This is a genomic window from Pontivivens nitratireducens (assembly GCF_011290545.1).
GTDB lineage: Bacteria > Pseudomonadota > Alphaproteobacteria > Rhodobacterales > Rhodobacteraceae > Pontivivens > Pontivivens nitratireducens.
Window position 1 is genome coordinate 983645 of record NZ_CP049811.1, and the last position, 21898, is coordinate 1005542.

Consider the following 21898-nt stretch of genomic DNA (forward strand, 5'->3'; position numbering starts at 1 on the left):
CATGGCGAAGGCAAAGTTCGAGCGGACGAAACCGCACGTAAACATCGGAACGATTGGTCACGTTGATCACGGCAAGACGACGCTGACGGCGGCGATCACGAAGCAGTACGGCGACTTCAAGGCGTATGACGAGATCGACGGCGCACCTGAGGAGAAGGCGCGCGGGATCACCATCTCGACCGCGCACGTGGAGTACGAGACGGAAGCCCGTCACTACGCGCATGTCGATTGCCCGGGCCACGCGGACTACGTGAAGAACATGATCACGGGTGCGGCGCAGATGGACGGCGCGATCCTGGTGGTGAACGCGGCCGACGGCCCGATGCCCCAGACGCGTGAGCACATCCTGCTCGGCCGTCAGGTGGGCATCCCCTACATGGTCGTCTACATGAACAAGGTCGATCAGGTCGATGACGAGGAACTGCTCGAGCTGGTCGAGATGGAGATCCGCGAGCTGCTGTCCTCCTACGACTATCCTGGCGACGACATCCCCGTGATCCCCGGTTCGGCGCTGGCCGCCCTGGAAGGCCGCGACCCCGAGATCGGCGAGCAGTCGATCGCGAAGCTGATGGAAGCTGTCGACAGCTACATCCCGAACCCCGAGCGGGCCGTGGACCAGCCGTTCCTGATGCCGATCGAGGACGTGTTCTCGATCTCCGGTCGCGGTACGGTTGTGACCGGCCGTGTGGAGCGTGGCGTGATCAACGTCGGCGACAGCATCGAGATCGTGGGCATCCGCGACACCAAGACCACGACTTGCACGGGCGTCGAGATGTTCCGCAAGCTGCTGGATCGCGGTGAGGCCGGCGACAACATCGGCGCTCTGCTGCGCGGTATCGACCGTGAAGGCGTTGAGCGTGGTCAGGTTCTGTGCAAGCCGGGTTCGGTGAAGCCGCACACGAAGTTCGAGGCGGAAGCGTACATCCTGACGAAGGAAGAGGGTGGCCGTCACACGCCGTTCTTCGCGAACTATCGCCCGCAGTTCTACTTCCGCACGACGGACGTGACCGGCACGGTGATCCTTCCCGAGGGCACCGAGATGGTGATGCCCGGCGACAACCTGAAGTTCGACGTGGAGCTGATCCAGCCGATCGCGATGGAAGAGAAGCTGCGCTTCGCCATCCGCGAAGGCGGCCGCACCGTCGGCGCTGGCGTCGTCTCCAAAATCCACGAGTAAGCATACTCGTCGACCCGAATTGTGGCCGGGGATGACCCCGGCCACGCTCTTTGAACACGTTGATGAATGAGGCGACCCCAATGAACGGTCAGAACATTCGCATCCGGCTCAAGGCCTTCGATTACCGCGTTCTGGATGCCAGCACGCAGGAAATCGTCTCTACGGCCAAGCGCACAGGTGCAACGGTCCGCGGTCCTATCCCGCTGCCGAACAAGATTGAGAAGTTTACCGTTCTTCGCGGTCCCCACGTGGACAAGAAGAGCCGTGAACAGTTTGAGATCCGCACGCATAAGCGCCTGCTGGATATCGTCGATCCGACACCCCAGACGGTGGACGCGCTGATGAAGCTCGACCTCGCCGCTGGTGTGGACGTTGAAATCAAGCTCTGAGGGGGCGAAAATGTTGCGTTCCGGAGTAATCGCTAAGAAACTGGGCATGACCCGGTTGTTCATGGAAGACGGACGGCAGATCCCTGTCACCGTGCTTCAGATGGATGGATGTCAGGTCGTCGCACAGCGCACCGCAGATCGGGATGGCTACACTGCCGTTCAGCTCGGCGTTGGCAATGTGAAGGCGAAGAACGTCAGCCAGCCCATGCGGGGTCACTTCGCCGTCGCGAAGGTTGAGCCCAAGCGCAAGCTGGCCGAATTCCGCGTCAGCGAAGACAACATGATCGGTGTCGGTGAGGAAATCACCGCGGATCATTACTTCGCTGGTCAATATGTGGACGTTGCCGGCACCTCGATCGGTAAGGGTTTTGCAGGTGCGATGAAGCGCCATAACTTCGGCGGCCTGCGGGCGTCGCATGGTGTGTCCGTTTCCCACCGTTCGCACGGCTCCACCGGTCAGTGTCAGGATCCGGGCAAGGTCTTCAAGGGTAAGAAGATGGCTGGTCACATGGGCTCCGCCCGCGTGACGACCCAGAACCTGGAAGTCATCAAGACCGACAGCGACCGTGGCCTGATCATGGTCAAGGGCGCGGTTCCGGGCTCCAAGGGTGGCTGGGTGACGATCAAGGATGCGGTGAAAAAGCCGCTGCCCGAGAACGTGATCCTTCCCGCCGCGCTGAAGTCCGCCGCCGAGGAAGCCGCGAAAGCCGCAGCCGAGGCAGAAGCCGCAGCAGCAGCCGAGGCAGAAGCAGCCGCAGCGGCAGCCGCCGCTGAGGAGCAGGCCGCGATCGAAGCAGCCGAGGCGGAAGCCGCGACTGAGGACGCTGCACCTGAAGAAGGGGGTGAGGACAAATGAAACTCGACGTAATCAACCTCGATGCCGGTTCGGCAGGCTCGATCGAGCTGGACGATTCCGTCTTCGGGCTGGAGCCGCGCGCAGACATTCTGCACCGCATGGTTCGTTGGCAGCGTGCACGTGCCCAGCAGGGTACGCACTCGGTCAAGGGTCGTTCGGAGGTCAGCTACTCGACCAAGAAGATCTATCGTCAGAAGGGTACCGGCGGCGCACGTCACGGTTCCCGCAAGGCGCCGATCTTCCGCAAGGGTGGTGTCTACAAGGGCCCGACCCCGCGCAGCCACGGTCACGATCTGACCAAGAAGTTCCGCAAGCTGGGCCTGCGTCACGCGCTCAGCGCCAAGATGACTGCCGGTGAGCTGGTCGTGATCGAAAGCGCGGCAATGACAGAAGCGAAGACGGCCGAGCTGTCCAAGCGTCTGAACAAGCTGGGCTGGAAGCGCGCGCTGATCATCGACGGTGCGGACGTGGACGACAACTTCGCCCGCGCAGCGCGCAACATTGAAACCCTCGACGTTCTGCCGAGCATCGGTGCCAACGTGTACGATATCCTCAAGAAGGATACGCTGGTTCTGACCAAAGCGGGCGTCGAAGCACTGGAGGCTCGACTGAAATGAGCGCCAAGGCAGAACTCTACGACGTGATTCGTCGTCCGATCATCACGGAAAAAAGCTCGCTGGCCTCCGAGGCCAATGCGGTGGTTTTCGAAGTGGCGATCGACGCGAACAAGCCCCAGATCAAGGAAGCGGTCGAAGGTTTGTTCAACGTCAAGGTGAAGGCGGTCAACACCACCGTCACCAAAGGCAAGGTCAAGCGGTTCCGCGGTCGCCTCGGCACCCGCAAGGACGTGAAGAAGGCATATGTGACGTTGGAGGAAGGTAATTCCATCGACGTCAGCACTGGCCTCTGAGTTGGACCTCTGCTAGAGAGCAACGACTCACGGCCCTCGCCCACGCGGCGGGGGCCGTGCAATTTTCAAGACGAAGCAAACGGATGACAGCAAGATGGCATTGAAGTCGTATAAGCCGACAACGCCTGGCCAGCGCGGGCTGGTTCTGATCGACCGTTCGGAGCTTTGGAAAGGTCGCCCCGTCAAGTCCCTCACCGAGGGTCTGACGAAGAACGGCGGCCGGAACAATACCGGACGGATCACCATGCGCCGCAAAGGCGGCGGGGCGAAGCGTCTCTACCGGATCGTGGATTTCAAGCGTCGCAAGTTCGACGTGTCCGCGGCAGTGGAGCGGATCGAGTATGATCCCAACCGGACGGCGTTCATCGCCCTCCTGAAATACACCGATGGTGAGCAGGCCTACGTGCTGGCACCGCAGCGCCTCGCCGTTGGCGATATGGTCGTCGCGGGTGAGAAGGTCGACGTGAAGCCGGGCAATGCGATGCCATTCACCGGCATGCCCATCGGTACGATCGTTCACAACATCGAGTTGAAGCCGGGCAAGGGCGGTCAGATCGCACGTGCCGCTGGCTCCTATGCTCAGTTCGTCGGTCGTGACGGCGGCTACGCGCAGTTGCGCCTGTCCTCGGGCGAGCTTCGCCTGGTGCGTCAGGAATGCATGGCGACGGTGGGTGCGGTTTCCAACCCCGACCACTCGAACCAGAACTTGGGTAAAGCGGGCCGCAACCGACACAAGGGCATCCGTCCTTCTGTCCGTGGTGTCGTCATGAACCCGATCGATCACCCGCATGGTGGTGGTGAAGGCCGGACTTCGGGTGGTCGTCACCCGGTGACCCCGTGGGGCAAGCCGACCAAGGGTGCACGCACCCGCACCAACAAAACGACTGACAAGTATATCTTGCGGTCGCGCCACCAGCGTAAGAAATAAGGAGGCCTGACACATGGCACGTTCAGTCTGGAAAGGCCCGTTCGTCGATTCCTACGTTCTCAAGAAAGCTGAGAAGTCGCGGGAATCCGGTCGCAATGAGGTCATCAAGATCTGGTCCCGTCGTTCGACGATCCTGCCCCAATTCGTGGGTCTGACCTTCGGCGTCTACAATGGCAAGAAGCACATCCCTGTCAACGTGACCGAGGATATGATCGGCCAGAAATTCGGTGAGTATTCGCCCACGCGGACCTATTACGGTCACGCGGCGGACAAGAAAGCGAAGCGGAAGTAATCATGGGACAGACAAAGAACCCCCGCCGCGCCGCGGATAACGAGGCGATCGCGATCAGCTCGATGTTGCGCACCTCGCCGCAGAAACTCAACCTTGTGGCTCAGATGATCCGCAACAAGCCCGTCGACAAGGCGCTGGTCGATCTGACCTTCTCCAAGAAGCGGATCGCGGCAGATGTGAAGAAATGCCTTCAGTCCGCCATCGCCAACGCCGAGAACAACCATGGTCTCGACGTGGACGAACTGGTCGTTGCTGAAGCTTATGTCGGCAAGACGATGGTCATGAAGCGCGGACGTCCGCGGGCACGTGGCCGCTTCGGCAAGATCCTGAAGCCGTTCAGCCAGGTCACGATCAAGGTTCGCCAGGTCGGCGCAGTCGAGGAGCAAGCCTAATGGGAAATAAAATCAACCCAATCGGTCTGCGCCTGCAGATCAACCGTACTTGGGACAGCCGCTGGTATGCGGATACGAAGGATTACGGTGGGCTTCTTCACGAAGACATCAAGATCCGTGAGTATATCCACAAGAACCAGAATCAGGCTGGCATCAGCCGGATCATCATTGAGCGTCCGCACCGCAAGTGCCGCGTGACCATCCATGCCGCGCGGCCTGGTGTGATCATCGGTAAAAAAGGTGCTGACATCGAGACGCTGCGCAAGGAACTCGCGAAGCTGACCGACAGTGAACTGCACCTGAACATCGTCGAGGTCCGCAAGCCGGAGATCGACGCGCGTCTGGTCGCGGAGAACATCGCCCAGCAGCTTGAGCGTCGTGTTTCGTTCCGTCGTGCGCTGAAGCGTGCGGTCCAGAACGCCATGCGTATGGGTGCCCTGGGCATCCGGATCAACGCAGCCGGTCGTCTGGGCGGCGCGGAAATCGCACGGACCGAATGGTATCGTGAGGGCCGCGTGCCCCTGCATACCCTGCGGGCCGATATCGATTACGCACATGTCGAGGGCAAGACCGCCTACGGCATCATCGGCATCAAGGTCTGGATCTTCAAAGGTGAGATCATGGATCACGATCCGTCCGCGCGTGATCGTCGTCACGAAGAACTGCAATCCGGTGGCCGCCCTGGTGGTCGTCCCGGCGGTCGCGACCGCTGAGCCGCGTGAAGGAGAGAACACATGCTTTCGCCAAAGCGCACGAAATTTCGTAAGCAGTTCAAGGGCCGCATTCATGGCAATGCCAAGGGTGGCTCCGAACTGAACTTCGGCCAGTTCGGTCTGAAGGCAACGACGCCCGAGCGCGTCACCGCCCGTCAGATCGAGGCAGCCCGCCGTGCCATGACGCGCCACATGAAGCGTCAGGGCCGGGTCTGGATCCGCATCTTCCCCGACGTGCCCGTTACGTCGAAGCCCACCGAAGTCCGGATGGGTAAGGGTAAGGGTTCGGTCGATTACTGGGCAGCCAAGGTCAAGCCGGGCCGCGTCATGTTCGAGATCGACGGTGTTTCCGAGCCGATCGCTCGTGAGGCCCTGCGCCTCGCCGCGATGAAGCTGCCGGTCAAATGCCGCTTCATCGAGCGTGAAGACTGGTAAGTCGTCTCGACGATCTGATTTTTGGAAAGCCCCGGTACAAACCGGGGCTTTTCTGTTTCTACCCCCCCCCGCCACACCCTGCGGCCGCGTTGGACGCCCGGTCATTCGGGACTAAGGGCTTGCACTGAGGGGGGAAGGGGTCTATGCGGGCCGCTCAATCATTGAATCCACCGGAATCAGTGTCACCCGATTTTGGGCACTCCGGTGATGTTTGAAAGGAAGACGGCATGAACGCCGCTGAATTGCGAGACAAGACGCCTGACCAGCTGAAGGATCAGCTCGTCGCGCTGAAAAAGGAGGCCTTCAACCTCCGCTTCCAGGGGGCCACGGGCCAGTTGGAAAACACCGCACGTATCCGCACCGTCCGTCGTGACGTCGCGCGCGTCAAGACCGTATTGAATCAGAAAGCCGCTGCCGCGGCTGGCGAGGAGTGATCGATGCCTAAGCGTATTCTCTCTGGCGTCGTGACCAGCGACAAGAACGAGCAGACCATCACCGTACAGGTTGGCCGCTCGACCACGCACCCGCTGTTTCACAAGGTGATCCGTTCGTCCAAGAAGTATCGGGCGCACGACGAGAACAACACGTACAAGGTCGGGGATGCGGTTCGCATCATCGAATGTGCGCCGCGTTCGAAGACGAAACGTTGGGAAGTTCTGGAAGACGCAGCCGCGTCCGCCGAATAACCGACATCAACGAAACCGTGGGGATAATCCCCACAGGTCGGGAGACAACCTATGATTCAGGTAGAGACAAACCTGGATGTTGCTGACAACTCCGGCGCGCGCCGGGTTCAGTGCATCAAGGTTCTCGGCGGGTCCAAGCGTAAGTACGCTTCCGTCGGCGACATCATTGTCGTGTCCGTGAAAGAGGCGATTCCTCGGGGCCGTGTAAAGAAGGGTGACGTCCGCAAGGCCGTCGTCGTTCGCACAGCCAAGGAAGTTCGTCGCGAGGACGGTACGGCTATCCGTTTTGACCGCAACGCCGCGGTGATCTTGAACACGGCAGGCGAGCCCGTCGGCACCCGGATCTTCGGACCGGTTGTGCGTGAGCTGCGCGCCAAGAACTTCATGAAGATCATCTCGCTCGCACCGGAGGTGCTGTAAGATGGCTGCCAAACTCCGCAAAGGCGACAAGGTCGTCGTGCTTGCCGGCAAGGACAAGGGCCGCGAGGGTGAGATCACCCAAGTGATGCCGCAGGCCGGCAAGGCTGTCGTTTCCGGCATCAACGTCGCGATCCGCCACACCCGTCAAACGCAGGACACGCAGGGCGGCCGCATCTCGAAAGAGGCGCCGATCCAGCTGAGCAACCTCGCGCTCGTCGATCCCAAGGATGGTGGCGCAACCCGCGTCGGTTTCCGCATGGAAGACGGCAAGAAGGTGCGTTTCGCAAAGAAATCCGGGGAGACGATCAATGCTTGATGCAGCGACTTACACCCCGCGTCTCAAGACGCTGTACCGTGACACCATCCGTGCGGCCTTGAAGGAAGAGTTTTCCTACAAGAACGACATGATGATCCCGCGTCTGGACAAGATCGTCCTGAACATGGGTGTTGGTGAGGCGGTTGCCGACTCCAAGAAGATCAAGGCAGCGCATGACGATCTGATGAAGATCGCAGGTCAGAAGCCGGTCATCACCAAGGCCAAGAAATCCATCGCGGGTTTCAAGGTTCGTGAAGAGATGCCCCTGGGTGTCAAGGTCACGATCCGTGGCGACCGTATGTATGACTTCATGGATCGTCTCGTGAACGTGGCTCTGCCGCGTGTGCGCGATTTCCGTGGCGTTTCCGGCAAGAGCTTCGACGGTCGTGGCAACTATGCCATGGGTTTGAAAGAGCACATCGTGTTCCCCGAGATCAACTTCGACCAGGTCGATCAAATGTGGGGAATGGATATCGTGATTTGCACCAACGCAAAGACCGATGCCGAAGCCAGAGCGCTGTTGAAGCAATTCAACATGCCCTTCACCAGCTGAGCCGCGGAGACAAGATATGGCGAAGAAATCCATGATCGAGCGGCAAAAGAAGCGCGAGCGTCTCGTTGCCAAATATGCCGATAAGCGTGCGGAGCTGAAAGCCCGTGCAAATGATGAGTCCCTGGATCGCTCCGAGCGGTTCAAGGCGCGTATGGAGCTTGCAAAGCTGCCGCGCAACTCGTCGCCCACCCGTCTCAACAACCGCTGCGAAATTACCGGTCGCCCGCGCGCTTACTATCGTAAGCTGCGGATGAGCCGGATCGCGCTGCGGGATTATGCCTCGATCGGGCAGATCCCCGGCATGGTTAAGTCCAGCTGGTAAGGAGGATTTGATATGTCTATGAACGATCCTCTCGGCGATATGCTGACCCGCATTCGCAACGCGCAGATGCGTGGCAAGACCTCCGTGGTTTCGCCCGCGTCCAAGGTTCGCGCCTGGGTGCTCGACGTTCTGGTTGCCGAGGGCTATGTCCGCGGCTACGAGGCGATTACCGGTGCAGACGGCCACCCGGCCCTGCGCATCGAGCTGAAATATTTCGACGGCGCCCCGGTCATCCGGGAACTGAAGCGCGTTTCGACCCCCGGTCGTCGCGTGTATTCGGGCGTCAAGGAAATTCCGCAGGTCCGTCAGGGCCTCGGCGTGGCCATCGTTTCCACCCCGCGTGGCGTTATGTCCGACGCGCAGGCACGTTCCGCCAATGTTGGTGGCGAAGTGCTCTGCACCGTATTTTAAGGAAGGGTAGACAATGTCTCGTATCGGGAAAAAACCGATCGACCTTCCCGGTGGCGTCAGCGCTACCGTTTCGGGTCAGACGATCGAAGTAAAGGGGCCGAAAGGCGTCCGTTCCTTCACCGCAACCGACGATATCGATTTGCGGGTCGAGGAAAACGCCGTTTCTGTCATGCCGCGTGGCAAGTCCAAGCGCGCACGGCAGCAGTGGGGAATGTCCCGTACCCAGGTTGCGAACCTGGTGCAGGGTGTCACCACCGGCTTCAAGAAAGAACTCGAAATCAACGGTGTTGGTTATCGTGCCGCAGTTCAGGGCAAGGTCCTGAAACTGTCGCTCGGCTACAGCCACGACGTAGACTTCGAGATCCCCGAGGGTGTTACGGTTACGGCCTCCAAGCCGACCGAACTCACCGTCGAGGGGTCCGATCAGCAATTGGTCGGGCAGGTCGCGGCAAATATCCGCGAATGGCGCAAACCCGAACCTTACAAGGGTAAAGGCATCAAATACAAAGATGAATTTATCTTCCGTAAGGAAGGCAAGAAGAAGTAAGGAGCGTTTCACATGGCAAATTCCAAACGTGATCTGTTCCAGAAGCGCCGCCTGCGCGTCCGGAACAAACTGCGGAAGACGGCGAATGGCCGTCCCCGCCTGAGCGTCCACCGCTCGTCCAAGAACATCTCGGTGCAAATCATCGACGACGTTCAGGGCGTGACCCTCGCATCCGCCTCCACGTTGGAGCCGGGTCTGGGTGTCGTGGGCAAGAATAACGTCGAAGCGTCCGCGAAGGTCGGCGCCGCGATTGCCGAGCGGGCGAAGGAAAAGGGCGTCGAAACCGTCTATTTCGACCGTGGTGGCTTCCTGTTCCACGGGAAAGTCAAAGCACTCGCGGATGCTGCCCGCGAGGGCGGCCTGAAGTTCTGAGGAGGCGATAATGGCACGTGAAGACAATCGCCGGGGCGGTCGCGATCGCGACGAGAACCCGGAATTCGCCGATCGCCTCGTTGCGATCAATCGGGTTTCCAAGACGGTGAAGGGTGGTAAGCGCTTCGGCTTTGCAGCTCTCGTCGTTGTAGGGGACCAGAAGGGCCGCGTCGGCTTCGGCAAGGGCAAGGCACGGGAAGTTCCCGAGGCAATCCGCAAGGCCACCGAGAGCGCCAAGCGCTCGATGATCCGTGTGCCCCTGCGTGAGGGTCGGACGCTGCACCACGACATGCAGGGCCGTCATGGCGCTGGCAAGGTCGTGATGCGGACCGCTCCTCAGGGTACCGGCATCATCGCCGGCGGCCCGATGCGCGCCGTGTTCGAGATGTTGGGAATTCAGGACGTGGTGGCGAAATCCACCGGGTCGCAGAACCCCTACAACATGATCCGCGCCACACTGGACGGTCTGACCAAGGAGTCCTCTCCACGTCAGGTCGCGCAGCGTCGTGGCAAGAAGGTCGGCGATATCCTGGGCAATCCCGACGCAGCTCCGGCTGACGTCGAAGAGACGGTGGAGGCATAAGACATGGCTACCATCGTCATCAAGCAGATCGGCTCCCCGATCCGCCGCCCCAAGGATCAGCTCGCCACCCTCAAGGGTCTGGGCCTGAACAAGATGCACAAGACCCGCGAACTGGAGGATACTCCTTCGGTACGCGGCATGATCGCGAAACTCCCCCACATGGTGGAGATCGTCGAAGAGAAGGCGTGAGCTGCTTTTCGATATTCGGAATGTGCGGGGCGACACTGATGTGTCGCCCCGTTTCCGTTCAGGTGGCTGGACGCGGGGGCTGTTTGGGGAAACCCTGCCGGTCGCGATCCGATGGCCAGTGCAAGCAATCGACCTTCGGGTGGGGCGTCCGATCTGTTGCCATTGCTGGTCGAGAAGAACCCATCGCTTGCCCTTCCCCGACAGCTTCCGTATAGCCCTGCAATGACCTTTCGGGTCCGAATCGAATCTATCAACGCCGTGGTCCCCGTTTCTCGCTCGGTGGGCGTATCCGGCAATAGGAGAGCGAACATGAAACTCAATGAACTGCGCGACAATCCCGGCGCAACAAAAGACAAGAAGCGCATCGGTCGCGGCCCCGGCTCCGGTAAGGGCAAGATGGGTGGCCGTGGTATCAAGGGTCAGAAATCCCGCTCGGGTGTGGCGATCAATGGCTACGAGGGTGGCCAGATGCCGCTCTACCAGCGTCTGCCCAAGCGCGGCTTCAACGTCCCGAACCCCAAGAAATACGCCGTCATCAACATCGGCCTGATCCAGAAGTTCGCTGACGCGGGCAAGCTGGACATCAAGGCAGACATTGATGAGGATGCACTGATCGCCTCCGGTCTGGTGCGTCGCAAGCTGGACGGTGTGCGCGTTCTGGCAAAGGGCGAGATCTCGTCCGCCGTCAAGCTGCACGTGACCGGCGCCTCCAAGGGTGCGGTCGAGGCGATCGAGAAGGCTGGCGGCTCCGTGACGATCACGGCTGCGGCAGCGGACGAAGCGTCGGCGGAATGAAGGTTGTGGGGGCGTGCTGCGCCCTCTACATCTACCACTGAACTTTCGCGCCGCCTGAGCCATCCCGGTTCGGCGGCGCAATCATGGAGGGGCCACAGATGGCATCCGCAGCGGAACAGATGGCCGCGAACATGAGCTGGAGCACCTTTGGCAAGGCCAAGGAGCTGCAACAGCGCATCCTGTTCGCCCTCGCACTTCTCATCGTCTATCGCGTCGGGACATATATTCCGGTTCCCGGCATCGACACGGTACAGCTTCGCGAATTCTTCGAAAGTGCGCAGTCCGGGCTGGGCGGCATGGTGAACATGTTCACCGGCGGCGCGATCAGCCGGATGGCGGTCTTCTCGCTGGGGATCATGCCGTATATCTCGGCCTCGATCATCGTTCAGTTGCTCACCTCGATGTGGCCGCGACTGGAACAGATCAAGAAGGAGGGTGAGCAGGGGCGTCGCAAGATCAACCAGTACACCCGCTACGGCACCGTCCTGCTGGCGCTGTTCCAAGGCTACGGCATCGCTGTTGGGCTGGAATCCGGGGGGCTTGCGCTCGATCCGGGCTGGTTTTTCCGCGCGTCCACCGTCATCACCCTGGTGGGCGGCACGATGTTCCTGATGTGGCTGGGCGAGCAGATTACCGCCCGCGGGATCGGCAACGGGATCTCGCTGATCATCTTCGTCGGTATCATCGCGGAGCTTCCTGCCGCTCTCGCCCAGTTTTTCGAAGCGGGACGCACCGGCGCCATCAGCGCGGGTGTCGTCATCGGTGTGATCATCATGGCCGTTGTTGTGATCGCCTTCGTGGTGTTCATGGAACGGGCGCTGCGCAAGGTTCACATTCAGTACCCGCGCCGCCAGGTCGGCAACAAGATGTATGGCGGCGAGTCCTCTCACCTGCCGATCAAGCTGAACCCGGCCGGCGTGATTCCCGCGATCTTTGCCTCCTCGCTGCTGTTGCTGCCGCAGACGGTGGCCACGTTCTCCGCCGGTGGCGGTTCGGGCGTGCTCAGCTACATTTCCGCCTATCTGGGGCGTGGACAACCGCTCAACCTGCTGTTCTTCGGCGGCATGATCGTGTTTTTCGCGTATTTCTACACGGCGAACGTGGCGTTCAAGACGGAGGACGTCGCGGACAATCTCAAGAAACAGGGCGGGTTCGTGCCCGGTCTGCGTCCCGGCAAGCGAACTGCCGAATATCTGGATTATGTCGTATCGCGCCTGCTCGTCATCGGCTCCGCCTATCTGGTCGCCGTATGCCTGCTGCCCGAGCTGCTGATCTCGCAACTGGCGGTTCCGTTCTACTTCGGCGGTACTTCGCTGCTGATCGTCGTGTCCGTCTCAATGGATACGGTCAGTCAGATTCAAAGCCATATGCTTGCCCATCAATACGAAAGCCTCATTGAAAAATCGAAGCTGGGTGGTAAAGGTACGCGCAAGAAAAAACCACTGGGACGCCACTGATGAACATAATTTTGCTTGGACCGCCGGGCGCGGGCAAGGGCACGCAGGCCCGAACCCTCGTCGAAGAACGTGGACTGGTGCAGCTTTCGACCGGGGACATGTTGCGGGCGGCCAAAAGCTCCGGCACCGAAATGGGCAACCGCGTGGCCGAGGTCATGGCGCGTGGCGATCTGGTCACGGATGAAATCGTCATCGGCTTGATCGAGGAACGTCTTAACGCGGATGAGGGCGGCAACGGCTTCATCTTCGACGGGTTCCCGCGCACATTGGCGCAGGCTGACGCCTTGGGTGAGCTGTTGGAGAAGCAGGGTCAGACTTTGCAGGCTGTGATCGAGATGCGCGTGAACGACGATGCTCTCGTCGCGCGGGTCACGGGGCGCGCGACCTGCGCGACCTGTGGTGAAGTCTATCACGATCAGACCCGGCCGATCCCCGAGGATGGCAAATGTGTGAAATGTGGCGGTACGGAATTTACCCGGCGCGCGGATGACAACGAAGACGCCATGCGCAACCGGCTCCTGACATATTACCGCGAGACGTCGCCGCTGATCGGCTATTACTATGCCCACGGCAAGCTGCGCTCGATCGACGGGCTGGGTGCGATCGATGAGGTCAAGGCGCGTGTGGACGGTGCGTTGAGCGCCTGATCCCCTTGTCTGTCACTTGGGCATTGACGTGCGGGGAAGGTCCGCTATAAAGCGCGCCTTCCCCGTGTGTGGGAGAATCAGATTCTACGGAATCTTTCTATCGGACCATCGGCAATCATGACGGTGGTCCTTCGTTGTGAAAAAAGGTTCTGGGATCACGGAACCGCAACCGGACTGGAGAATATCCTTGGCGCGTATTGCAGGCGTTAACATCCCGACGAACAAGCAGGTGCAGATCGCTCTCACCTACGTACACGGCATTGGCCGTTCTTCCGCAGTTGAGATTTGCGAAGCGACCGGCATTGCGCCGACGACGCGCGTCAACGAGCTCAGCGATGCGGATGCCCTGAAACTGCGTGAGCACATCGACGCGAACTTCACCGTCGAGGGTGATCTTCGTCGTGAAAACTCGATGAATGTGAAACGTCTGATGGATCTGGGCTGCTATCGCGGCCTGCGTCACCGTCGCGGTCTGCCCGTGCGCGGTCAGCGGACCCACACAAATGCCCGCACCCGCAAAGGCCCCGCGAAGGCCATTGCCGGCAAGAAGAAATAAGGAGGCTTAGACATGGCTCGTGAAAAAGTACGCGCGAAGAAAAAAGTCTCCAAGAACATCTCGGCAGGCGTCGCGCATGTGAACTCTTCGTTCAACAACACGAAGATCCTGATCTCGGACGCGCAGGGCAATGCGATTGCATGGTCCTCTTCGGGCACCATGGGCTTCAAGGGATCGCGCAAATCGACCCCTTACGCCGCTCAGGTCGCAGCCGAGGATGCCGGCCGCAAGGCGCAGGAGCATGGAATGCGCACGCTCGACGTCGAAGTGCAGGGTCCCGGCTCCGGTCGTGAAAGTGCACTGCGCGCCCTGGCTGCCGTTGGCTTCACCATCACGGCGATCCGTGACGTGACCCCGATGGCACATAATGGCTGCCGTCCGCCGAAGCGTCGCCGCGTCTGATCCGCGACACTATCGAATCTGGGGTGCGTGCAGGCAGGACCTGCCCGCACTCCAACCCGTTTGAAGCCAGCATTGCGATGGATGACTTCGAACTTGGTGAATCCCTCGGGCGTTCCCGGCAAAGGATCCGGCAGGGAACTGGTATGGAGGATATTAGATGATCCACAAGAACTGGCAGGCGCTCATCCGCCCCTCCGGGCTCGACATCAAGCCGGGCAACGATCCCAAGCGCTTTGCGACGGCATCGGCAGAACCGCTGGAGCGTGGCTTCGGCCTGACGCTAGGCAACGCGCTGCGTCGCGTGCTGATGAGCTCGCTTCAGGGTGCCGCGATCACATCCGTGCAGATCGACGGCGTTCTGCATGAATTCTCGTCCGTGGCCGGCGTTCGGGAAGACGTGACAGACATCGTTCTGAACCTCAAGGGCGTCGCTCTCTCGATGGAAGTGGACGGACCCAAGCGTCTGTCGATCTCCGCCAAGGGGCCGGGCCTGGTGACGGGCGCAGACATTTCCGAGAGTGCAGGAATCGAGGTTCTGAACAAGGACCACGTGATCTGTCACCTCGACGACGGTGCCTCCGTCTACATGGAATTGACGGTCGAGAACGGCAAGGGCTACGTCGCGGCGGACAAGAACCGCCCTGAGGATGCTCCGATCGGCCTGATCTCCGTCGATGCGCTGTTCTCCCCAGTGCGCAAGGTCAGCTACAAGGTGGAGCCGACCCGCGAGGGTCAGGTGCTCGACTATGACAAGCTGACCCTGAGCGTCGAAACCGACGGGTCGATTTCCCCTGATGATGCGATCGCCTATGCGGCCCGCATTCTTCAGGACCAGCTCAACGTCTTCGTCAACTTCGACGAGCCCGAGGCCGCGACGCGCGCCGAGGAAGAGGACGATCTGGAGTTCAACCCGCTCCTGCTCAAGAAAGTGGACGAGCTGGAACTGTCCGTCCGTTCCGCGAACTGCCTGAAGAACGACAACATTGTCTATATCGGCGATCTGATTCAGAAAACCGAGGCGGAAATGTTGCGCACGCCGAACTTCGGCCGCAAATCCTTGAACGAGATCAAGGAAGTGCTGACCGGAATGGGCCTGCACCTGGGCATGGACATCGTCGATTGGCCGCCTGAGAACATCGAGGATCTGGCCAAGAAGTACGAAGACCAGTTCTGATCGGTTAACCGATCAGAACTGCCCCGGACCCGGGGCGTGGCACTGACATCGCGAGCGGCCCCGGACCCGATCCGGGGCAGGTCGCTAGAATACACCACTGGGCAATCACGCCCCAAGGAGAGCGGCCAGCACGCATGGACCGCCGGACAAAGCATAAAAGTATAGAAGGAATAGAAATATGCGTCACGGTAATGGCTACCGCAAACTCAACCGGACCCACGAGCACCGCAAGGCGATGTTCGCGAACATGGCTGTGTCCCTGATCGAGCATGAGCAGATCAAGACCACCCTGCCCAAGGCGAAGGAACTGAAGCGGATCATCGACAAGCTGATCACGCTGGGCAAGAAGGGCGACCTGCACGGTCGTCGTCTCGCCCACGCCCAGCTGAAGCAGGATCACGCTGTCGCGAAGCTGATGGACATCCTTGGACCGCGTTATGCCGACCGCAACGGTGGTTACGCCCGCGTTCTGAAGGCCGGTTTCCGCTATGGTGACATGGCTCCGATGGCGATCATCGAGCTGGTCGATCGCGACACCTCCGCGAAAGGCGCCGGTGACAAGGCGCGTGTCGCTGCAGAGGATGCGGCCGCCGAGTAAGGCCGACCGCACCTTCGATATTCCAAACCCCGGCCATTGTGCCGGGGTTTTTCGTTCCGGCTGTCACAAATGGCGGCAACCAGGTCTCAGCAACGGCGTCAAATCCGAATTTGCGCATTCTCTATCGCAGGACTATCTGCTGGTCATGGCTGATCTGTTCGACACCTCCACGCCCGCAGGACGGGATATGCCGCGTCCGCTGGCGGATCGTATGCGGCCTGCGACCCTGGCCGAGGTGATCGGTCAGGATCACGCATTGGGACCGCAGGGTCCGCTGGGCGCGATGCTTGCGGCAGGCAATCTCGGCTCCGTTATTTTCTGGGGGCCTCCGGGCGTGGGGAAAACCACGATCGCGCGGCTTCTGGCGGCGGAAACGGATCTGAGTTTCGTACAAATCAGCGCCATTTTCACCGGCGTCCCCGATTTACGCAAAATCTTTGAAGCGGCGAAGATTCGGCGCGCCAATGGCGGCGGCACGCTGCTGTTCGTCGATGAAATTCATCGTTTCAACAAGGCCCAGCAGGACGGGTTCCTGCCGCATATGGAGGACGGCACAATCGTGCTGGTCGGGGCCACGACCGAGAATCCAAGTTTTGAACTGAACTCCGCTTTGTTGAGCCGGGCGCAGGTCATCACGCTCAAACGGCTCGATCTGACGGCATTGGAGCGGATTCTGCAACGGGTGGAGAAATCCGACGGAGCCTTGCCACTGGACGGCCCCGCGCGTGAGGCGCTGACCGAAATGGCCGATGGCGACGGGCGGGCCTTGCTCAACCTGGCCGAGCAGGTGCTGAGTTGGGGGGCCAGTGAGCCGGTGGGCATTGAGGCCCTGACATCGCGTTTGACCCGCCGCGCAAGCAAATACGACAAGTCGGGCGAGGAGCATTACAATCTGATTTCTGCTCTGCACAAATCGGTGCGCGGCTCGGACCCGGATGCGGCGCTGTACTGGCTGGGGCGAATGCTTCAGGGGGGCGAGGATCCGCGTTATCTGGCCCGCCGGATCACCCGTATGGCGGTGGAAGATATCGGCCTGGCCGATCCGCAGGCGCAGGCGGTGTGCCTGCAAGGCTGGGACACCTATGAACGGTTGGGAAGTCCCGAGGGCGAACTGGCACTGGCGCAGGCGGTGATCTACCTCGCGCTCGCGCCGAAATCCAATGCGGGGTACAGTGCCTACAAGGCGGCGATGGCCTCGGCCAAGGCTCACGGCTCCGAACCGCCGCCCAAACATATCCTCAACGCCCCGACCCGTCTGATGAAGGATGAGGGCTATGGGGCCGGCTATGCCTATGATCACGATGCGGAGGATGGCTTCTCAGGTCAGGATTACTTCCCCGAAACGATGCGACGCGGGGTGTATTACGTGCCGGTTGAGCGTGGTGCAGAGCGTGAGCTGAAAAAAAGGGTCGAATATTTCGCGAAATTGCGGGCCCGCCGGAACGAGGCGGAGTGAATGGGCGCGCTCTTGAAGTTTCGCCTGTCTCAAGCGTAGACAGGCGCATGAACATTTCAGTGATATCATCATGATCTGGGTGGTCGCCCTGGGCGGTGCGATCGGCGCGGCCTTGCGTTATCTGGCGGGTCGCTTGGCGATCCGTGCCGGGCTGTCCGATTTTGCGACTGTGACGCTGGGCGTGAACGTCCTGGGGTCCTTCCTCATGGGGGTGGCGGCGATCTGGCTGGTCCGGCGCGGGGTTGGCAATGCACAGGTATCGCTGTTTCTGACCACGGGCCTGCTGGGCGGGTTCACCACATTTTCCACATTCTCCCTCGATCTGATGCGCCTGATCGAAGAGGGCCGTTTCGGACTGGCGGGGGGCTATGCGATGGCAAGTGTCCTGCTGGGCGTAGGAGCGATATTCGCAGGCGCAGCGGTAGCAAGGACGATCTTCACATGAGCGGCGTACAGACCATAACCCTGGATGCGGAGGCGGAAGGTCAGCGTCTGGATCGCTGGATCCGAAAGAGCTTTCCCCAGATTACGCAAGGTCGCATAGAGAAGATGTGCCGCAAGGGTGAGGTGCGTCTGGATGGTGGGCGGGTGAAATCCAATTCGCGCCTGGCCGAGGGGCAGGTGCTGCGTCTGCCGCCACTGCCTGACGCGAACGCCCCCGCGGTGCATACGCGCCCGCAGATCAGCGATGCCGACGCACAGATGATCCGCGATGCGGTGATGTGGAAGGATGAGCACGTGATCGTGCTGAACAAGCCTGCCGGTCTGGCGGTTCAGGGCGGATCGGGGCAGACGCGCCATATCGACGGCATGGCGGATGCGATCCGGTTCGACGCGGACACGCCGCCACGTCTGGTTCATCGGCTGGATCGTGACACATCGGGCGTTCTGATCATGGCCCGCACCGGTCGCGCCGCTGCTGCGCTCGCCCGTGGGTTTCAGGCCCGACGCACGCGAAAGATCTACTGGGCCGTCGTGGCGGGAATGCCCAATCCACGGGCGGGAACCATCCATTACGGTCTGGTCAAGTCCGGCGGGCACGGCCCCAATGGCGCGGGTGAGAAGATGATCGCGGTCCATCCCAATCAGGTGAACACGACCGAGGGCGCGAAGCGGGCCGTCTCCGATTACATGGTGATGGAGGGGGCGGGGCAGCGCGCCGCCTGGGTCGCGCTCAGCCCGATCACCGGGCGCACGCACCAATTGCGCGTTCACATGGCGGAAATCGGCCATCCAATCATCGGCGACGGCAAGTATGGCGGCAACAGTCAGACGAATGAGGGCGACGGCTGGGGCGCGCAGCTGGGCGGTGCAATCAGTCGCAAACTGCACTTGCACGCCCGCTCCGTCTTTATCCAGCACCCGGTCGATGGCTCCGCCCTCAGCTTTACCGCGCCCCTGTCCGAACATATGGCCCGCACATGGGACACGTTCGGATGGGAGACGAAGGGCGTCGCGGGGGATCCGTTCGAGGAACTGGAATGAAGCTGGCGATATTCGACATGGACGGCACCTTGATCGATTCACAGGCGTTGATCGTTGGGGCGATGGTTTCGGCCTTTCAACGGTTGGACATGCTGCCCCCGACCCGCGCGGATATACTGTCCATCGTAGGGTTGAGCCTGCCGCAGGCGATGGATCGCCTGGCACCGGCTAATGTTACACCCGATGCGATTGCTGCTCTGGTCGATGCCTATCGCACGGCTTTCATCGCGTTGCGCGCTGAAACGGGTGGGGAGGCGTCGGTGCCGCTTTACCCCGGTGCGCTCAATGTGCTGGGGGCACTGGCAGCGCAGGGATGGTTGCTGGGCGTGGCCACGGGCAAGGCGCGACGTGGGGTCGATCATGTCTTTGCCGCGCACGGTCTGGGGCACTTCTTCAGCACGGTCCAGACCGCTGACGGGCATCCGTCGAAGCCGCACCCCTCGATGATCGAAACGGCGCTGTTCGAAACAGGTGTCGCGCCATCGGATGCGATCATGATCGGCGACACGACGTTCGATATCGAAATGGGCTGCGCTGCAGGCGTGCGCAGCATCGGCGTCACCTGGGGGTATCACCCGCAGGCGCAGCTACGGCAGGCGGGGGCCTCCGACATTCTGACACATTTTGACGAACTGGTGCCGTTGCTGACATGAGCGAGTGGAAGAAGAAACGTTTCTGGGGCGATGCCTCCGTCACGCGCGGCGAGGATGGTTTTTCGGTGGCGCTGGACGGGCGTGCGATCCGCACTCCGGGCAAATCCCCTCTGACCGTGCCAACCGCCGCGCTGGCGCAGGGCATTGCAAACGAGTGGCAGGCGCAGGTGGACGTGATCGTCCCCGAGACCATGCCCCTGACCCGCGCGGCAAATTCGGCCATAGACAAGGTTGTGCCGCAGCGTTCCGCAATCGTGGATATGCTCGTCGAATACGGCGATACGGATTTGCTGTGCTACCGGGCGGATGGGCCGGACAGTCTGGTTCAGGAACAGGCGCAAAATTGGGAGCCTCATCTGGAGTGGGCCGAACAGCATCTGCGCGCGCCCCTGCTGCGCATCGTCGGTCTGGTTCCCCACCCCCAGCCGGTCACGTCGCTGTCCGTTCTGCGTGAGGCGACGGAGGCACTGGATCCCTTCACCCTGACAGCATTTCATGACTTCGTGACGCTGCCCGGCAGCCTCGTTCTGGGCTTTGCTTTGCTGGAAGGGCGCATCGATCCGGATGAAGCGGTTCGCCTCTCCGAGCTGGACGCCCTCTGGCAGGAGCGGTTCTGGGGCGCGGATGACGAGGCGGTGGAAAACCGCGCGCGCAAGGCCACCGCCCTTGGGCACGCATACCATTTTCTAAAATTGACTCGGGAGAGAACCGTATGATCCTTCACGTCGACAAGGCAGAAGACCTCGCCAGTCGCGAAACCATCGCATCAATGAGTGGCCTGGAATTCATCCAGGCGATCCAGAGGGGGGAGCTTCCCGCGCCGCCCATCAGCAAGACGCTGGATTACTGGATGGAAGAAGCCGTCGAGGGCAAGGTGACCTTTCGCGGAAAGCCGTCCTTCAAGGCGATGAACCCCATCGGCACGATCCATGGCGGCTGGTTCGGAACGCTTCTGGACAGTTGCATGGCCTGCGCGGTGCAGACGATGCTGCCCGTCGGGCTGGGCTATACGACGCTGGAATACAAGGTGAACGTCATTCGGCCGTTGTTTTCCGATTCCGACGAAGTGCTGGCCATAGGGGAGGCGAGCCATGTCGGTCGCCGTACCGGCATCGCGGAGGGGCGTATCGTCGGCGCGCAGGACGGCAAGCTTTATGCGACAGCTTCGACCACCTGCATGGTGTTCTCACTCTGAGGTGGGCGGCGGCGGCAGGAACCCGTAGGACGACAGGATTTCCTGCGCCGCATCGCTGAGGAGGTATTCAGCGAAATCCGCCCCGCGCGGGGTCAGTACCAGCGCCTCATAGGTAATCGGATCATGGCTACGTGAATCGATGCGATCCACCTGAAGATCGGGATATTCAATCGCATCGGTCGCATAGACGATGCCGTGCGCGGCGTGTCCCCGCACCACCCAACCCAGCGCATCCCGCACGTTCGTGGCCAGGATCAGGCGACCTTCCAGATCGCTCCAATTGCCGGAATGTATCAGACTTTGCCGTGCATATTGTCCCGCCGGCACGGCGTCAGGATCGGCCAGTGCAATCCGCCCCGATCCGGTTCGGGCCGTGAGGGCAGGGTTCGGTTCGGTCCCGATCCATACCAGTGCATTGCTGGCAATCGTGCGCGATTGCGTGCCCAGATCCTGATCGGTCAACCAAGTGACCCAGGCTGTGTTCGCACTGATATACAGGTCAGCAGGTACCCCCTGTTGAATTTGACGCGCCAACACACCGCTGCCGGCATGGACCGCCTGAATTTCGCTGCCTGGGCTGCGCGTCGCATAGTCGTCGGCCAGAGCGCCGATCACCTCGGACATGGATGCCGCGACCAGTACGCGAACTGATTCGGCCTGTGCGGGAGCCACCGCCGTCAACACAGCGGCGAAGGCCACGAGGGCTGATTTGAACCGGCGAAAGGTCATGCTGCGGGTGACTTTCAACTAAATGGTAAAATTTTTTCCCTGCGAATTCCTCGAAGCGTCATCACAGGACGGCGGGGTTCACAAGTGTAGAACGCTGGCTCGCGATATTGAGACAACAGGGCTGACCTATCATTTCTCGTGATGGCGACCAGTGCGAACCATGGTCAGTGATGTGGCTGGAATGGCGGATCCGTCTGTGGGTTGTGTCACGACTGCGCAAATCCAGCACACGCTTAGCGTGAATTGTGAGCCGCAAATTT

General features: G+C 60.9%; 35 protein-coding genes. 34 read left to right on the plus strand and 1 reads right to left on the minus strand.

Going from position 1 to position 21898, the window contains the following annotated elements:
* Position 1 precedes the first annotated feature (1 nt).
* The 34 genes from tuf (at position 2) to G8E03_RS04865 (ending at position 20909) form a co-directional block, all read left to right on the plus strand.
* Positions 2-1177 (plus strand): elongation factor Tu, encoded by a 1176-nt coding sequence (tuf, locus tag G8E03_RS04700; protein WP_166189173.1) that lies wholly within the window; start codon positions 2-4, stop codon positions 1175-1177.
* 80 nt (positions 1178-1257) lie between these two features.
* Positions 1258-1566 (plus strand): 30S ribosomal protein S10, encoded by a 309-nt coding sequence (rpsJ, locus tag G8E03_RS04705; RefSeq protein ID WP_097930436.1) that lies wholly within the window; start codon positions 1258-1260, stop codon positions 1564-1566.
* Positions 1567-1576: 10 nt separating this feature from the next.
* Complete coding sequence (rplC, locus tag G8E03_RS04710) at positions 1577-2422, plus strand: 50S ribosomal protein L3 (RefSeq protein WP_166189209.1); 846 nt, start codon at positions 1577-1579, stop codon at positions 2420-2422.
* Positions 2419-3039, plus strand: a complete 621-nt coding sequence (rplD, locus tag G8E03_RS04715) for a 50S ribosomal protein L4 (protein ID WP_166189212.1) — start codon at positions 2419-2421, stop codon at positions 3037-3039. Before rplC ends, rplD begins: the two co-directional genes overlap by 4 nt.
* Entirely contained in the window at positions 3036-3332 is a 297-nt protein-coding gene (locus tag G8E03_RS04720; RefSeq protein ID WP_166189214.1) for a 50S ribosomal protein L23, read from the plus strand. Before rplD ends, G8E03_RS04720 begins: the two co-directional genes overlap by 4 nt.
* A gap of 94 nt (positions 3333-3426) precedes the next feature.
* The gene (gene rplB, locus G8E03_RS04725; protein ID WP_166189216.1) at positions 3427-4260 is read left to right on the plus strand and encodes a 50S ribosomal protein L2; all 834 of its coding nucleotides are present in this window, start codon (positions 3427-3429) and stop codon (positions 4258-4260) included.
* 13 nt (positions 4261-4273) lie between these two features.
* A complete protein-coding gene (gene rpsS / locus G8E03_RS04730) occupies positions 4274-4552 on the plus strand; it encodes a 30S ribosomal protein S19 (protein ID WP_097930426.1) in 279 nt (92 codons plus the stop codon).
* 2 nt (positions 4553-4554) lie between these two features.
* Positions 4555-4944, plus strand: coding sequence for a 50S ribosomal protein L22 (rplV, locus tag G8E03_RS04735; protein ID WP_166189218.1), 390 nt, complete (start codon positions 4555-4557; stop codon positions 4942-4944).
* Positions 4944-5657 (plus strand): 30S ribosomal protein S3, encoded by a 714-nt coding sequence (gene rpsC, locus G8E03_RS04740; protein WP_166189221.1) that lies wholly within the window; start codon positions 4944-4946, stop codon positions 5655-5657. The genes rplV and rpsC overlap by 1 nt, the downstream gene beginning before the upstream one ends.
* Positions 5658-5678: 21 nt before the next feature.
* Entirely contained in the window at positions 5679-6092 is a 414-nt protein-coding gene (gene rplP / locus G8E03_RS04745) for a 50S ribosomal protein L16 (protein ID WP_166189223.1), read from the plus strand.
* Positions 6093-6319: 227 nt separating this feature from the next.
* Positions 6320-6526 (plus strand): 50S ribosomal protein L29, encoded by a 207-nt coding sequence (gene rpmC / locus G8E03_RS04750; RefSeq protein ID WP_166189225.1) that lies wholly within the window; start codon positions 6320-6322, stop codon positions 6524-6526.
* Between the two features lie 3 nt (positions 6527-6529).
* Positions 6530-6778, plus strand: coding sequence for a 30S ribosomal protein S17 (gene rpsQ, locus G8E03_RS04755; RefSeq protein ID WP_166189227.1), 249 nt, complete (start codon positions 6530-6532; stop codon positions 6776-6778).
* Positions 6779-6829: 51 nt separating this feature from the next.
* Entirely contained in the window at positions 6830-7198 is a 369-nt protein-coding gene (rplN, locus tag G8E03_RS04760) for a 50S ribosomal protein L14 (RefSeq protein WP_166189230.1), read from the plus strand.
* Position 7199: 1 nt separating this feature from the next.
* Positions 7200-7514: a 50S ribosomal protein L24 gene (gene rplX, locus G8E03_RS04765; protein WP_166189232.1), complete on the plus strand. Its 315-nt coding sequence runs from the start codon at positions 7200-7202 to the stop codon at positions 7512-7514.
* Positions 7507-8067 carry a 50S ribosomal protein L5 gene (gene rplE, locus G8E03_RS04770; protein WP_166189234.1) on the plus strand — a complete coding sequence of 187 codons (561 nt, stop codon included), beginning with the start codon at positions 7507-7509 and terminating at the stop codon, positions 8065-8067. The genes rplX and rplE overlap by 8 nt, the downstream gene beginning before the upstream one ends.
* A gap of 16 nt (positions 8068-8083) precedes the next feature.
* Positions 8084-8389, plus strand: a complete 306-nt coding sequence (gene rpsN / locus G8E03_RS04775) for a 30S ribosomal protein S14 (RefSeq protein WP_166189237.1) — start codon at positions 8084-8086, stop codon at positions 8387-8389.
* A 12-nt stretch (positions 8390-8401) separates the two neighbouring features.
* Positions 8402-8800, plus strand: a complete 399-nt coding sequence (gene rpsH, locus G8E03_RS04780) for a 30S ribosomal protein S8 (protein ID WP_185805079.1) — start codon at positions 8402-8404, stop codon at positions 8798-8800.
* 13 nt (positions 8801-8813) lie between these two features.
* A complete protein-coding gene (rplF, locus tag G8E03_RS04785; RefSeq protein WP_166189239.1) occupies positions 8814-9347 on the plus strand; it encodes a 50S ribosomal protein L6 in 534 nt (177 codons plus the stop codon).
* Between the two features lie 12 nt (positions 9348-9359).
* Positions 9360-9719 (plus strand): 50S ribosomal protein L18, encoded by a 360-nt coding sequence (rplR, locus tag G8E03_RS04790; protein WP_166189242.1) that lies wholly within the window; start codon positions 9360-9362, stop codon positions 9717-9719.
* A 10-nt stretch (positions 9720-9729) separates the two neighbouring features.
* Positions 9730-10302, plus strand: coding sequence for a 30S ribosomal protein S5 (gene rpsE, locus G8E03_RS04795; RefSeq protein WP_166189244.1), 573 nt, complete (start codon positions 9730-9732; stop codon positions 10300-10302).
* A 3-nt stretch (positions 10303-10305) separates the two neighbouring features.
* Positions 10306-10491, plus strand: coding sequence for a 50S ribosomal protein L30 (gene rpmD / locus G8E03_RS04800; protein WP_166189246.1), 186 nt, complete (start codon positions 10306-10308; stop codon positions 10489-10491).
* A 309-nt stretch (positions 10492-10800) separates the two neighbouring features.
* Positions 10801-11286, plus strand: a complete 486-nt coding sequence (gene rplO, locus G8E03_RS04805) for a 50S ribosomal protein L15 (protein WP_166189248.1) — start codon at positions 10801-10803, stop codon at positions 11284-11286.
* Positions 11287-11384: 98 nt separating this feature from the next.
* Positions 11385-12743, plus strand: a complete 1359-nt coding sequence (gene secY / locus G8E03_RS04810; RefSeq protein ID WP_166189251.1) for a preprotein translocase subunit SecY — start codon at positions 11385-11387, stop codon at positions 12741-12743.
* Positions 12743-13390 (plus strand): adenylate kinase, encoded by a 648-nt coding sequence (locus G8E03_RS04815; RefSeq protein ID WP_166189253.1) that lies wholly within the window; start codon positions 12743-12745, stop codon positions 13388-13390. The genes secY and G8E03_RS04815 overlap by 1 nt, the downstream gene beginning before the upstream one ends.
* A gap of 187 nt (positions 13391-13577) precedes the next feature.
* Positions 13578-13946 (plus strand): 30S ribosomal protein S13, encoded by a 369-nt coding sequence (gene rpsM / locus G8E03_RS04820; RefSeq protein ID WP_166189256.1) that lies wholly within the window; start codon positions 13578-13580, stop codon positions 13944-13946.
* Between the two features lie 12 nt (positions 13947-13958).
* Positions 13959-14348 (plus strand): 30S ribosomal protein S11, encoded by a 390-nt coding sequence (rpsK, locus tag G8E03_RS04825; protein ID WP_166189259.1) that lies wholly within the window; start codon positions 13959-13961, stop codon positions 14346-14348.
* A 157-nt stretch (positions 14349-14505) separates the two neighbouring features.
* Entirely contained in the window at positions 14506-15522 is a 1017-nt protein-coding gene (locus tag G8E03_RS04830; protein ID WP_166189261.1) for a DNA-directed RNA polymerase subunit alpha, read from the plus strand.
* A 178-nt stretch (positions 15523-15700) separates the two neighbouring features.
* Complete coding sequence (gene rplQ / locus G8E03_RS04835; protein WP_166189263.1) at positions 15701-16120, plus strand: 50S ribosomal protein L17; 420 nt, start codon at positions 15701-15703, stop codon at positions 16118-16120.
* 145 nt (positions 16121-16265) lie between these two features.
* On the plus strand, positions 16266-17576 hold the full coding sequence (locus G8E03_RS04840) for a replication-associated recombination protein A (RefSeq protein WP_166189266.1): 1311 nt from the start codon (positions 16266-16268) through the stop codon (positions 17574-17576).
* A gap of 70 nt (positions 17577-17646) precedes the next feature.
* Complete coding sequence (gene crcB / locus G8E03_RS04845; protein ID WP_166189268.1) at positions 17647-18021, plus strand: fluoride efflux transporter CrcB; 375 nt, start codon at positions 17647-17649, stop codon at positions 18019-18021.
* On the plus strand, positions 18018-19061 hold the full coding sequence (locus tag G8E03_RS04850; protein WP_166189270.1) for an RluA family pseudouridine synthase: 1044 nt from the start codon (positions 18018-18020) through the stop codon (positions 19059-19061). The genes crcB and G8E03_RS04850 overlap by 4 nt, the downstream gene beginning before the upstream one ends.
* A complete protein-coding gene (locus G8E03_RS04855) occupies positions 19058-19714 on the plus strand; it encodes an HAD-IA family hydrolase (protein ID WP_166189272.1) in 657 nt (218 codons plus the stop codon). The genes G8E03_RS04850 and G8E03_RS04855 overlap by 4 nt, the downstream gene beginning before the upstream one ends.
* Positions 19711-20430 (plus strand): ATP12 family chaperone protein, encoded by a 720-nt coding sequence (locus tag G8E03_RS04860; RefSeq protein WP_166189274.1) that lies wholly within the window; start codon positions 19711-19713, stop codon positions 20428-20430. Before G8E03_RS04855 ends, G8E03_RS04860 begins: the two co-directional genes overlap by 4 nt.
* Positions 20427-20909: a PaaI family thioesterase gene (locus G8E03_RS04865; RefSeq protein WP_166189277.1), complete on the plus strand. Its 483-nt coding sequence runs from the start codon at positions 20427-20429 to the stop codon at positions 20907-20909. The genes G8E03_RS04860 and G8E03_RS04865 overlap by 4 nt, the downstream gene beginning before the upstream one ends.
* On the opposite strand, the gene modA is transcribed toward G8E03_RS04865, so the two are convergent.
* Complete coding sequence (modA, locus tag G8E03_RS04870; RefSeq protein WP_166189279.1) at positions 20901-21638, minus strand: molybdate ABC transporter substrate-binding protein; 738 nt, start codon at positions 21636-21638, stop codon at positions 20901-20903. The two genes, G8E03_RS04865 and modA, sit on opposite strands and share 9 nt — an antisense overlap.
* Between the last annotated feature and the right edge of the window lie 260 nt (positions 21639-21898).

Bases quoted from the DNA above. Each gene is read 5' to 3' on its own strand.
- G8E03_RS04830 (WP_166189261.1), top strand. From the start codon at position 14,506: ATGATCCACAAGAACTGGCAGGCGCTCATCCGCCCCTCCGGGCTCGAC.
- secY (WP_166189251.1), top strand. From the start codon at position 11,385: ATGGCATCCGCAGCGGAACAGATGGCCGCGAACATGAGCTGGAGCACC.
- G8E03_RS04860 (WP_166189274.1), top strand. From the start codon at position 19,711: ATGAGCGAGTGGAAGAAGAAACGTTTCTGGGGCGATGCCTCCGTCACG.
- rplR (WP_166189242.1), top strand. From the start codon at position 9,360: ATGGCAAATTCCAAACGTGATCTGTTCCAGAAGCGCCGCCTGCGCGTC.
- rpsQ (WP_166189227.1), top strand. From the start codon at position 6,530: ATGCCTAAGCGTATTCTCTCTGGCGTCGTGACCAGCGACAAGAACGAG.
- rplQ (WP_166189263.1), top strand. From the start codon at position 15,701: ATGCGTCACGGTAATGGCTACCGCAAACTCAACCGGACCCACGAGCAC.
- rplN (WP_166189230.1), top strand. From the start codon at position 6,830: ATGATTCAGGTAGAGACAAACCTGGATGTTGCTGACAACTCCGGCGCG.
- rplC (WP_166189209.1), top strand. From the start codon at position 1,577: ATGTTGCGTTCCGGAGTAATCGCTAAGAAACTGGGCATGACCCGGTTG.
- rplX (WP_166189232.1), top strand. From the start codon at position 7,200: ATGGCTGCCAAACTCCGCAAAGGCGACAAGGTCGTCGTGCTTGCCGGC.
- rpsS (WP_097930426.1), top strand. From the start codon at position 4,274: ATGGCACGTTCAGTCTGGAAAGGCCCGTTCGTCGATTCCTACGTTCTC.
- rplV (WP_166189218.1), top strand. From the start codon at position 4,555: ATGGGACAGACAAAGAACCCCCGCCGCGCCGCGGATAACGAGGCGATC.
- G8E03_RS04850 (WP_166189270.1), top strand. From the start codon at position 18,018: ATGAGCGGCGTACAGACCATAACCCTGGATGCGGAGGCGGAAGGTCAG.
- rplP (WP_166189223.1), top strand. From the start codon at position 5,679: ATGCTTTCGCCAAAGCGCACGAAATTTCGTAAGCAGTTCAAGGGCCGC.
- rpsK (WP_166189259.1), top strand. From the start codon at position 13,959: ATGGCTCGTGAAAAAGTACGCGCGAAGAAAAAAGTCTCCAAGAACATC.
- rpsE (WP_166189244.1), top strand. From the start codon at position 9,730: ATGGCACGTGAAGACAATCGCCGGGGCGGTCGCGATCGCGACGAGAAC.
- rpsH (WP_185805079.1), top strand. From the start codon at position 8,402: ATGTCTATGAACGATCCTCTCGGCGATATGCTGACCCGCATTCGCAAC.
- rplE (WP_166189234.1), top strand. From the start codon at position 7,507: ATGCTTGATGCAGCGACTTACACCCCGCGTCTCAAGACGCTGTACCGT.
- G8E03_RS04840 (WP_166189266.1), top strand. From the start codon at position 16,266: ATGGCTGATCTGTTCGACACCTCCACGCCCGCAGGACGGGATATGCCG.
- G8E03_RS04815 (WP_166189253.1), top strand. From the start codon at position 12,743: ATGAACATAATTTTGCTTGGACCGCCGGGCGCGGGCAAGGGCACGCAG.
- tuf (WP_166189173.1), top strand. From the start codon at position 2: ATGGCGAAGGCAAAGTTCGAGCGGACGAAACCGCACGTAAACATCGGA.
- rpsC (WP_166189221.1), top strand. From the start codon at position 4,944: ATGGGAAATAAAATCAACCCAATCGGTCTGCGCCTGCAGATCAACCGT.
- modA (WP_166189279.1), bottom strand. From the start codon at position 21,638: ATGACCTTTCGCCGGTTCAAATCAGCCCTCGTGGCCTTCGCCGCTGTG.
- rplB (WP_166189216.1), top strand. From the start codon at position 3,427: ATGGCATTGAAGTCGTATAAGCCGACAACGCCTGGCCAGCGCGGGCTG.
- rpmC (WP_166189225.1), top strand. From the start codon at position 6,320: ATGAACGCCGCTGAATTGCGAGACAAGACGCCTGACCAGCTGAAGGAT.
- rplD (WP_166189212.1), top strand. From the start codon at position 2,419: ATGAAACTCGACGTAATCAACCTCGATGCCGGTTCGGCAGGCTCGATC.
- crcB (WP_166189268.1), top strand. From the start codon at position 17,647: ATGATCTGGGTGGTCGCCCTGGGCGGTGCGATCGGCGCGGCCTTGCGT.
- rplO (WP_166189248.1), top strand. From the start codon at position 10,801: ATGAAACTCAATGAACTGCGCGACAATCCCGGCGCAACAAAAGACAAG.
- rpsJ (WP_097930436.1), top strand. From the start codon at position 1,258: ATGAACGGTCAGAACATTCGCATCCGGCTCAAGGCCTTCGATTACCGC.
- rpsN (WP_166189237.1), top strand. From the start codon at position 8,084: ATGGCGAAGAAATCCATGATCGAGCGGCAAAAGAAGCGCGAGCGTCTC.
- G8E03_RS04865 (WP_166189277.1), top strand. From the start codon at position 20,427: ATGATCCTTCACGTCGACAAGGCAGAAGACCTCGCCAGTCGCGAAACC.
- G8E03_RS04855 (WP_166189272.1), top strand. From the start codon at position 19,058: ATGAAGCTGGCGATATTCGACATGGACGGCACCTTGATCGATTCACAG.
- G8E03_RS04720 (WP_166189214.1), top strand. From the start codon at position 3,036: ATGAGCGCCAAGGCAGAACTCTACGACGTGATTCGTCGTCCGATCATC.
- rpmD (WP_166189246.1), top strand. From the start codon at position 10,306: ATGGCTACCATCGTCATCAAGCAGATCGGCTCCCCGATCCGCCGCCCC.
- rplF (WP_166189239.1), top strand. From the start codon at position 8,814: ATGTCTCGTATCGGGAAAAAACCGATCGACCTTCCCGGTGGCGTCAGC.